10 protein-coding genes are annotated in these 10824 nt (G+C 46.1%); 4 read left to right on the top strand and 6 right to left on the bottom strand.

Annotated features, from left to right (window positions below; genetic code table 11):
• Positions 1-109 precede the first annotated feature (109 nt).
• Positions 110-529 (top strand): ester cyclase, encoded by a 420-nt coding sequence (locus QT397_13545; GenBank protein ID WNZ58314.1) that lies wholly within the window; start codon positions 110-112, stop codon positions 527-529.
• 95 nt (positions 530-624) lie between these two features.
• On the top strand, positions 625-1293 hold the full coding sequence (gene pcp, locus QT397_13540; GenBank protein WNZ58313.1) for a pyroglutamyl-peptidase I: 669 nt from the start codon (positions 625-627) through the stop codon (positions 1291-1293).
• A 175-nt stretch (positions 1294-1468) separates the two neighbouring features.
• Here pcp and QT397_13535 read toward each other — a convergent pair whose 3' ends face one another.
• The 4 genes from QT397_13535 to QT397_13520 form a co-directional block, all read right to left on the bottom strand.
• Positions 1469-2215: a hypothetical protein gene (locus QT397_13535; GenBank protein WNZ58312.1), complete on the bottom strand. Its 747-nt coding sequence runs from the start codon at positions 2213-2215 to the stop codon at positions 1469-1471.
• 174 nt (positions 2216-2389) lie between these two features.
• Positions 2390-2827, bottom strand: a complete 438-nt coding sequence (locus tag QT397_13530; protein WNZ58311.1) for a hypothetical protein — start codon at positions 2825-2827, stop codon at positions 2390-2392.
• 95 nt (positions 2828-2922) lie between these two features.
• A complete protein-coding gene (locus tag QT397_13525) occupies positions 2923-3429 on the bottom strand; it encodes a DoxX family protein (protein ID WNZ58310.1) in 507 nt (168 codons plus the stop codon).
• 315 nt (positions 3430-3744) lie between these two features.
• Complete coding sequence (locus QT397_13520) at positions 3745-4074, bottom strand: multidrug efflux SMR transporter (protein ID WNZ58309.1); 330 nt, start codon at positions 4072-4074, stop codon at positions 3745-3747.
• A 1011-nt stretch (positions 4075-5085) separates the two neighbouring features.
• On the opposite strand from QT397_13520, the gene QT397_13515 reads away from it, so the two are divergent.
• Positions 5086-6204 (top strand): KamA family radical SAM protein, encoded by a 1119-nt coding sequence (locus tag QT397_13515; GenBank protein WNZ58308.1) that lies wholly within the window; start codon positions 5086-5088, stop codon positions 6202-6204.
• Between the two features lie 153 nt (positions 6205-6357).
• Here QT397_13515 and QT397_13510 read toward each other — a convergent pair whose 3' ends face one another.
• Both QT397_13510 and QT397_13505 read right to left on the bottom strand, forming a co-directional pair.
• Complete coding sequence (locus QT397_13510; GenBank protein WNZ58307.1) at positions 6358-7308, bottom strand: ATP-grasp domain-containing protein; 951 nt, start codon at positions 7306-7308, stop codon at positions 6358-6360.
• Positions 7309-7508: 200 nt separating this feature from the next.
• Entirely contained in the window at positions 7509-7973 is a 465-nt protein-coding gene (locus QT397_13505; GenBank protein WNZ58306.1) for a cupin domain-containing protein, read from the bottom strand.
• Positions 7974-8098: 125 nt separating this feature from the next.
• Here QT397_13505 and hrpB point away from each other — a divergent pair, with 125 nt between their 5' ends.
• A complete protein-coding gene (hrpB, locus tag QT397_13500) occupies positions 8099-10663 on the top strand; it encodes an ATP-dependent helicase HrpB (protein ID WNZ58305.1) in 2565 nt (854 codons plus the stop codon).
• Positions 10664-10824 lie beyond the last annotated feature (161 nt).

Genomic DNA, 10824 nt, shown 5'->3' with positions numbered 1-10824 from the left:
CAATCGACTATCAATATTGAATCTAATCCCACTTCGATTCGCTCCCCCTTAAATTCACTGAACTATGCTTGGGCTACCAAATTCCGACCTAACTGACAGTGGGACAAAAATGGCGAACAATCACAAAGAGACATCAAAAGCGATACTGGAATTGTGGGGGGACAACTTCCCCGACAAAGCGACAGATTATTTATCACCGGATTATAAAAATCACCAAATGCCCTATGCTGGCGGTTCCACGTCGGTTTTATCGATAAAAGACTGCCTGGATCTAGTCGCTGAATTTCACCAGGGATTCTCCAACACAAAATTAGAAATTCTGGTACAAGTTGCCGAGGGTGATTATGTCTGCACCCGCTGGAGGATTACCGCCACCCATACGGGTAAATTCCTACAGTATGACGCAACAGGAAAAACCAGCAGTTGGACTGGCGTACATACCGATAGATATAAAGATGGAAAAATGGTGGAAAGCTGGGTGGACTGGGATAAATACACTTTCCTGGAGCAATTAGGTTTAGTTGAATAGCCGACCACGAACCAGTCAAAGGTAGCCTACACAACGCTACCTTTGACAACTAACCATATATCAATCTTTCTGTATCTATTTACGATAATATCTCTATGGCAAAAGTTTTATTGACTGGCTTTGAGCCCTTTGGTAACACACCGATAAATCCAGCGGAATCAGTTATGCGTATGCTGGACGGAACACGAATAGCCAATGGTGATATTCATGGTCTTTTAGTACCCAACAACTTCTTTGAAAGTGTTGAAGTTGTCGCGGATGCTATTGAAAAAATAGAACCGCAATTAGTGGTGATGTTAGGAGAATACAGTGGCCGTGCAATCATTACGGCTGAGAGAATTGCACAAAATTATAATGATTCCACCAGATATAACCTGAAAGATAACCGGGGAGTTGAAATGCAGGGTGAGCCGACTGTACAAAATGGTCCTGTCGCTTATCACAGCACACTCCCTATCCGCGCAATGGTTATGGCAATGCGCGATATTGGTGTTCCTGCCGATATTTCTGATACTGCGGGTACTTTTTGTTGCAACCATATGATGTATGGCGCGCTTCACTATATCGCGACTAATCAGCTGAATATCCCCGCCGGCTGGATACACCTTCCTCAGCTACCCCAGATTGCCGCACTACCCGAAAATATCGGCAATCCCAGCATGTCAAAAGAAACTGCCGCCCTTGGGATACAGGCCGCCATTGAAGCCGCACTAGCTAACCCGCGGGACACTGACGATCCGATCCCTTCTCACTTACAAATCTAATCAAATTGAACAGTTTAGTAAGGTCATATTTTTCCTACTAGTAATTTCAATGCAATCAACATACAAAGAAGGAAATATCAACGAGATAATTCAAAGCACCAAGCAGATCAATAAATGCTCTTACCGAATAAAAAAAGGCCATATTAACACTATAAAACAACCCCTTCTGGTACTACTAATTTATAGCAACATCATCACTATATTTATCTCCTCCGGATAGACCCGACATCACAGCTACTGTGCCAGTCCAAAGAGTATTTCTACAGAAGAGACAATCAATGTCATTAAAGTGATGCCCCTTTTTCGCCAAGGTATCCAAAACCCACTTCAGGTTTACAGCTGCCATAAACTGTCTATTTCTTATGGTCAGAATACTGGGCGGCTGAAAGGACTGAATGCTATTTGCCTTGGCAACCATTCCGATATTATTAGCATTCTGAATTCTGCGTCTTCGACTATCGCTATCATTGTGAGACATAATCGCATTAATCGAAGTATAAGTTTCATTGTTAGTATTGTGTCTATTAGTAGCGCTACTGGTATACTTTGTCAGGATGTAGTTAAAACAAGTATCATTTAAACCTAAATCTTCAACAGAATTGGCCCCCCGATCATAAAACCTCCCAAGTCCAGGGTCATTCACACTGAATTTATCACGCGAGTAAAAATGCAGGTTAACATTGTGCTCTATTTTGAAACTGGATATGGTTCTGCGATACCCGTGAGCAGTTACAATTAACCGGTTTGTTGTCATTCCACGAGGAGTCCACAACCAAGCACGACCATCAAGATCTATACACTGATAGTTCCCTGCCACCGCCACTTCAGAATCATCAAAGGTATGCCAAAGCGCTGTTGCCTTGTTACCAAAATAATCCTTTAAAGCACTTTTGACATTACTGAAAAACTCCTTTGCAGGCATAAACCCTCCCCAGCTTTCAAAGCCTAAGTTAACAAATAGAATTATCTCGAGAAAAATCGTATTCCACCCAACAGCCAAAGTAAATGTTTAAAATATGCGATTTTTTAATCAAAAATAGCTTTCAATAGCTACAGGAAATATGATCCGGAGTCTATCAGGCAAACTATTAGATACTCACTCTTCAGGAGCAGGAAGCAAAGAGTCGACAGTTAATATAAGTAATTTCGCGGGATCTGTTTTGGAGGGATTAATCGTACAATGCCCCTGCTGGTCAATAGCTATACCATTAACAGGCGTGTCTCCCCCAAAATGAACATCTCCAGGCCTATATATCACCTCAACACCGTCCCGAGTTGTCGTACGCCAACAGCCAGATAATGTAATAACCCATTGAGGGTTCGGAGTAGAGTGAAAATCGCTTTTCCACCCAGGAGGCAAAATTGCAAACTCACTTCGAATAACTTTAGGCAAATCACGATAGTGATATTCGGGCACAGGATTGGAGTATTGAATCAATTCAAAATCTGAAAAATGTCCTACAGTGGTTCTTGACCTTCCTCTTTTATCATACCAAAGATGATAAAAATCTTGGCGAACGATTTCTTCTTGCACTACGAGTATCTCACCTCATCAGCAAAATCTAAAAATTGCCTCATCGATAAATCACTAATTATCCATAGGTTACCCCTAGTTTCAGACAATCCAGATCACCGACTTAGAAACTGTAACACCGAAGAATTTGTCTTCCTCAAATATTGATCTACAGACCACTTTCTGCCACCAGTTAACACAAAAGATAAGCAAATAAAAGCCCAAAAAAGAGGGTATTCCCACCCCCCATAAACGGTTTGTATATTTCCACTAATATCTATACCACTGACATGACTTGCCCATGAAAAACCTGCAAGATAATGCCGCCCTTCAAATAATGCAATCATCAAATAAAGAGCAGTCCCAACAGCGGCAAACCGCGTAAACAAACCGAAAGTAAATCCAACAAATGCAGAGAACGCACAAATACCAGAGATAATCACCATAGAGGATGAGTATCCAATCCCCTCAAAATAATGAACAACAAAATTGTAAGCGTCTGCGCCCAGCAGACCAAACTTCTCAGCAAAATGATGGGTAAAATTGAGCCCGATATAAATTCGAATCAAGGCCAACTGTAAATCAGCTGCAGTCTCATAGCTTTCGTGCGTGCTCTGCTTCATATAACACTTCCTTAACACACAACTCAACCACAGCCATACATTCCCTTTTAAGAGATATCATAAAAGGGTTTACAGTCATCTATAATAATAGGCCAAGCCCACCCCGTTGAACCGCAAAAATTGCCTAATTCGCAACACCATATATATTATTGCAGTAAACCAGGTTTACCTAAATGACAAAAGAGGCACTTCAAAGAATGCCACAAACCTATTCTTCGGAGGAGGCCAGCAATTCATTGATGCATTTACACCGTAAATCCAATCTCACCGGCCTTTCTCTGAGTAAAGCCGCCCTATAAAAGCTTTAGGAAAAAGCTACTGCTCAAATACAGTGGATTTTATAGTAATTAGAGCCGTACCCATAAATATCAAAGCAACTCCACTCACAGCGTATACGTCAAACTTTTGCTGCCAAATAACCACAGAAGCTGCACAAACAAGAGCAATACCGACGCCTGACCAGATGGCATAAGTCATTCCCACATTCATATTTTTTAGTACAAACGCAAGAAATAGACTCGCCAGAGAATAAAAAAAGATAGAGGCCATTCCCAGCCACCACTTTTCCCAACCGTTGGAAGCCTTAAGTAGTAGGGTAGCTGTAACTTCGGTAATGATTGCAAAAAATAAAAACAAATAGGTCAAGTTCTACTCCATTAGAATTTATTGTAGTCAAATCACTTGATCAGCTAGATACTATCAAATTTATGACGAATAGCGCTATTGGAAAATAGCGGGGATTCTGCTATTTACTATGCGGCTGTACGAAATACAATGCTGGACTTTACAGTCAGCAGTCAGCAGTCAGCAGTCAGCCCTCTGGCTACCCAAGATAACTCATGTCTTCCCATTGACAAATCAGCAATAAAAGAAGAGCTAGATTTCAGCCCCGACAACTACCTAGCCTATCGATACCAATAGATCTAATTGTAGTATTACAGCTGTTTTTTATACTCCTCCAGAAACAATCGTGACTAATTTTACACTCATATTGGCCCCATACCAGCGATTACTGACTTGTTGAAAAATACTCAATGTGTGCAAATATTTATTAAACAGAGGAGTGCGGACCATATAACATCTACCTCACGTAGCAGGCAAGTTGCATAGAGCAACAACTAAATGATATTTGGGATATAGGATTGAAATATCGTGAAACCGATACTTGGTATAATTTGTGTGGTTACACCCTTTATCGCCAATGACGCACCCCTTTTTAGATCTGTGTTACTACAGGCATACAATCACGATGATTACAACTTTCTCGATTTAGCGTTTAGAGCGCAAAACACTTATCTCCCAAGCTATCGAAAAAGCAGTATTCTTAGTACCTACCAGCTGAAAATCGCATCTTCTACTTTTATTAGAAAGGCGGTAGATAAAATACAGCCCCCCTACTTCCCAAGGGTATTGAAGAAACTAAGTAGTATGGTCTCAAAATACACTGGAATTGGTTGCTCAGAAGTTGGCTGCTCAAAATATCGCAGAAAGCCCTACAGAGATTTGAGGCATTACGAACATCAAATCCTTCCACAGATTTCATTACACATAATGATTACTTCACAGGCAATCCATGTTCAAGCCCCTTACAGGCAATCTCGGATATCGAGGCAGACCATCAGCAACAAATGAATGCACAACAGAGCGGCGATACTTATGCGCAACATTATAGTCCGTTCCGTAACAGGAAACTCTGACGAGGCCTGGTCTGATTGGCGCTGGCAGATGCGCAATCGCATCAGCACATTGGATGGCCTGAAGCGATGGATCAATGTTTCTACTTCTGAATCTGACGCTATCCAAAAGCTCAAAGGAATCTATCGGTGGAGTATTACACCCTACTACGCCTCTTTAATGGACCCTGACGACCCTAATTGTCCAATTAGATTGCAGGCAGTTCCCTCACTAGAGGAAACCATCGTACCCGACAGTGCAGACGTTGACCCTGTAGGTGATCAGTACTTTCGTAAAACCAACCGTGTCGTACATAAGTACCCGGATCGCGTCATCTTTCTGGTAACGTCTGTTTGCCCTGTTTATTGCCGTCATTGCACAAGGAAATTTCACACCACAACGGTGGGCCCGGAAAGTTATTTTGAACAAGGCGAAGCAACCAGCTGGGAGGAGGATATTGCTTACATAGAATCACATCCACAGATTCGCGATGTATTACTCACTGGCGGCGACCCACTGATGTACTCCAACGACCGCTTAGCCAGACTATTGGAGAAGCTGAGGGCAATAAATCATGTGGAAATTATTCGAATTGGATCACGCTTCCCAGTACTGGCCCCCCAACGTATCACCGACGAATTGTGCGAAATGCTCGCATCATTTCATCCGGTGTGGCTGAACACACACTTCAATCACCCCAAAGAAGTCACAGAAGAAGCCGCCGCTGCATGCGGCCGCTTGCTGAGGGCAGGCATTCCGCTAGGAAATCAAACAGTACTTTTAAAAGGCGTGAACAATTCACCGGATGTTATGCGCCAATTGATGCTCGCTCTGGTAAAAATACGAGTCAGGCCCTATTACCTCTATCACTGCGATAATGTGGTCGGTGTCTCTCACTTTATGACAAGCCTGAAGGAAGGGCAGGCGATTTATGAGTCATTGCAGGGGCACATCACGGGTTTTGCGGTTCCTCAATATGTACTTACTACCGAGCTGGGCAAAAACCCGGTCATGCCCTACGAATATGTAAAACAAGGCGATATCGAAGGCGAATGGCACATTCGAAATTTCAGAGGACAAACGGGTATATATCTGGAGTAACAAAGTGCTAACTACCAGAGAAGGTAATCATAAGTCACAAATTTATTGCGCTGATGCCTTTTTGGATGTTCCTGAGATACCCAAAACACCAAGTGTTTGGCAACGATAGTATGCACCGCAATATATCGTAGAGTTTTGCAGGATCCAGGATAACTATAAATGACTGCTTATAGCTGATTCCACAATGCGGTTGATCATGGCCCCATACTGAATACCCGCCAATTCACACATCACGGGCAGTTCAGAAACTTCAGGCCGCAAACCCGGTAAGACATTGACCTCCATAACCATGGGGGCGCCCCGTGCATCATAGCGAATATCAACTCGACCACCATCACGACACTCAAGAACTTCCCAAGTCTTCTGCGCAATTGCTCGAACCTTAAGCGCCTGACCATCGTCAACCAGCCGGCCGGGGAAAGCTCCATCATACTTGTAATACACAAGTTCATCGCCCAATAACTTTTCCATAACGCCAATGCACTCGGCAGTTGCACCCGTTCCTAAAAAGCCTACAGTAAACTCTCGGCCAGGTAGGAATGTTTCAACCAGTACTGGCTGATTAAACCGATTCAAAAGGTATTCACAGCGGTTTTTCAAAGCTGCCTTGTCGATAACTTTGGACTCAGGCGATACCCCCTTACTAGTTCCCTCCCTGAGCGGCTTTGTCATCAAGGGATATTCAAGCTCTATTCGATTGACATCTGTAACGCTTCGAACAACTGCAAACTCTGCCGTTGGTATACCCATATCCCTCAATATGCGTTTGGTCATCTCCTTATTAAGAGTCACTGTGTTAGCAAATGGATCAGAAAATGTGTACGGTATCTTCCAGGCATCCAACAAAGCGGGAACCTGTGCTTCACGCCCAGTTCCGTACATCCCCTCAGCAACATTGAACACTAGATCCCAGGTGTTACCTTCAACCAGTTGCTGCGCCAACCTGTAAATATTGCCGACCCGTTCGATATGGTGGCCTGCGCAGGTAAGCGCATCGTGAATCGCATCTATCGTCTCCAGGTAATCAAGTTCAGCGACGTCCTCTTCACTAAACCCCATCCCGAGATAATCATCACGAAGGTCGTAGACTATACCGATACGCATCAATCATGCTCCGCTGCCACTACATAATCTATCGAATGCCGGACTGGAATATTAGCTACGCAACTGATTTTCACTTTAACGCCCCCCAGCCCCTACCCGGAAAAGTGAACGTAAAAAAGAAGTTAATAACCTTCATTAGTCCTGAGTTTTGGATAGGGTTGAAGTCGAAAGTACTTGCAAGTAACCATTAATAAAGACAACTAACCAAATGCCGTATTGCCCGTAGAGCTAATTAGCACAAAAGCTATCACGCAAGGTTCTTCACCTCGGTTGACCCAATTATGAACTGTCCCCCGCTGGACAAGTGCATCTCCTGCGGACAGTTTCACAACAACCTCATCTCCCATTTCCATCTCGATATTCCCAGACATCACCACCGCATAATCAATGCTGTCAGTTTGGTGAGATCGTGGCGTAACTCCCGGCCCAAATTCTACGACCTTAAAAACCGAGCCTCCCGGAATCGTAGTTCCATCAAATTTTCTCCCGCCGTTGTCTCTACCATCTTCACAAAGCTCTACGGGCAAGTCCTGGGTAGTCCATAACTGCTGCTGAACCATATGAGGCCGCCAACTACTGGTATGCAAACCCTGATCATCTATGAGCACTACTGGCTTTCCCTCTGGGTCGTGCCCTGTAACAACTCGCCGGACATTCACACTCATCGCACTCTCCTCTCTCTTGGGCAGCAACCATCTAGTTACGGGAGAATATAGTTCAGCCAGCAGCTAGCCAGCTTACCGGACAGTGCTGGTATCACCGATGTTGCGAAATAACTATAATCGCGCCCATGTCTGAGTTACCTATTCAAAGTATCCTCCCCGAACTGCTCCAGGCCTTGAGAGGGCATAGTAATGTCGTGCTCCAGGCGCCCCCCGGAGCGGGTAAAACGACCGCCGTACCACTGGCATTAATAGATGAGCCTTGGTTGAGCGGAAAGAATATTATTATGCTGGAGCCGCGACGTTTGGCCGCTAGAACGGCAGCGGCGCGCATGGCTAACCAGCTGGGTGAGAAAGTTGGTGATACCGTTGGATTTCAGGTCCGGGGCGAGCGGAAGTCAAGCAAGAAGACTCGCATCCTGGTTGTAACCGAGGGAATTCTCACGCGCCTCTTACAGGCTGACCCTGAATTGGCATCCAGCGCTCTGGTCATATTCGATGAATTTCATGAGCGCAGTCTGCAAGCCGACCTCTCCCTCGCCTTATGTCTCCAATCCCAGGAGTATCTTCGCGAGGATCTCAAGATTCTGGTGATGTCTGCCACCCTGGATACCAGCGGCATCTCCTCACTACTAAATAACGCACCCATCATATCCAGTGAAGGACGCAGCTATCCCGTCGATATTGAATACTTGAACCAACGAGAAGAGCCCGAGGACAAACGACAAATCCCGGCTTTGATGGCAAGTAAAGTTGTCGCATCCTTAGGTAAACAAGAAGGTAGTGTTCTCGCCTTCCTTCCTGGTGTCGCCGAAATCAAACAGGTTGAGAGCTTATTGGAGGAGCGACTATCTGAGGAAACCGAAAAGGGCCGCATTATTATTGCACCGCTTTTTGGGGATCTGAGCCGTGAGCAGCAGGATCAGGCGATAGCACCAACGGCACCAGGCACGAGAAAAATCGTACTGGCTACAAATGTGGCCGAGACCAGCCTGACGATTGAAGGCACCCGAATAGTTATCGACTCAGGATTAATGCGTGAATCGCGCTTTAATCCCAACTGTGGCATGAATCGTTTGGTGACAAGCGCAATTTCCCAGGCCTCAGCTACTCAGCGCACAGGGCGCGCCGGGCGTCTCAGCGCCGGCTACTGTCTGCGACTCTGGAGTGAGGGCCGGCAGCGGTCATTGAGCGCCAAAAATACAGCGGAAATCACCCGCAGTGACCTGGCTCCCCTGGCACTTGAATTAGCCAAATGGGGGGTTACCGATGTCAGCGAACTCAACTGGCTCGACACACCACCCCCAGGACCTATGGCCCAGGCCCAGCAGCTCTTGCAGCAACTGGGGGCACTGGATGACAAACTGCGTATTACCCCTCACGGGAATACCATGCTCGCCTTTGGCGCCCACCCTCGCCTCGCACATATGTTAGTTGCCAGTGTCGGCTGGGGATTGCAGGAACAGGCCTGCCTGCTGGCAGCGCTACTATCTGAACGGGATATTTTCCGTGGCGAAGCACGATGGGATCGGGACATTAGCAAACGGATCCAGGCTCTGCAGTCCCAAGGCAACGATCGGCGGGTAGATCGCGGTACTGCTCACAGAATACGCCAGCAGTCTAAAACCTGGCTCTCTCAATTAAAGAAATTTGAGTCAAGTTCAAGTCCTGCACCACAGACTATCGATCACTCCGATGAAACTGGTGCCCTGCTTGGACTCGCCTACCCAGACCGTATTGCGAAATCGCGCAGTGATACCGGCCGCCGGTTTCTACTCTCCAGTGGCCGAGGCGCACATTTCTCCCATGATGACGCCCTAGCTTTAAGCGAATACTTGGTCATTGCCGAACTGGATGGCCAGGGCCGAGATGCAAGTATCCAGCTGGCAGCAGAGATTTCCCTGCCCGCTTTGAAGTCGCATTTCGCCGCCCAGATCAAAGAAGAGATTTCAGTTCGCTGGGACGAGACTACCGGCCGCGCTGTCGCCCTACAGCAAACGCAATTGGGGGCGCTGGTTTTACACCAGCGGCCTGCAGCAGATATTCCACCGGAGACCCTCAGTCACGCATTATTAGAAGCCGTACGAAAGAAAGGCCTCTCCTCCCTCCCCTGGAACACAGAAGCTAACCAGTTACGTTTTCGAGTGGAATTTTTACGCCAAAATGAAGAGTGCGGGGATTTGCTCGGCGACATTCGAGTACCAAACTGGAGTGATGAGGCTCTATTGGAGACCATGGAGGATTGGCTGCTGCCTCATTTGCAGGGGTTCAGCAAACTTGAGCAGCTAGGGCAGCTTGACTTGCAAAGCATCTTGCGCGGACAGCTTGAGTGGGACTTGCAACAAAAACTCGATGACTTGGCCCCCAGTCACTACCTGGTTCCCAGTGGCTCCCGGATAAGAATCGACTACGGAGAAACTCCACCTGTTTTGGCTGTGCGCCTGCAGGAGCTATTTGGATTAGCACAAACTCCAACAATTCTAAAAAACCGCTATCCATTGATGATTCATTTGCTCTCTCCGGCACGGCGCCCCGTTCAAATTACCCGTGACCTGGTGAATTTCTGGGCCAATACTTACCAAGAGGTAAAGAAGGAGTTGCGTATCAAATACCAGAAGCACTACTGGCCCGATGATCCCCTGACGGCTGAGGCTACTACTAAAACGAAGAAGAGAATGGACATGGGACGGTAGTTCTTTTTTTAGATTCACTGCCCCTGAGGCAGCAAAATTACTTTCTGGGCGGCGGTTAAGTTAACATTCAGCAACAACCGGATAGCATAAGCTGCCGCAAGGGATAGGAACTCGCGCCAATAGAGATAGTCTGATTTATTTTGGCCCGCAGCGACGCCCCA

The sequence above is a fragment of the Microbulbifer sp. MKSA007 genome, assembly GCA_032615215.1.
In the GTDB taxonomy this organism is placed as follows: domain Bacteria; phylum Pseudomonadota; class Gammaproteobacteria; order Pseudomonadales; family Cellvibrionaceae; genus Microbulbifer.
This window is presented reverse-complemented; position numbering and strand designations above follow the sequence as displayed.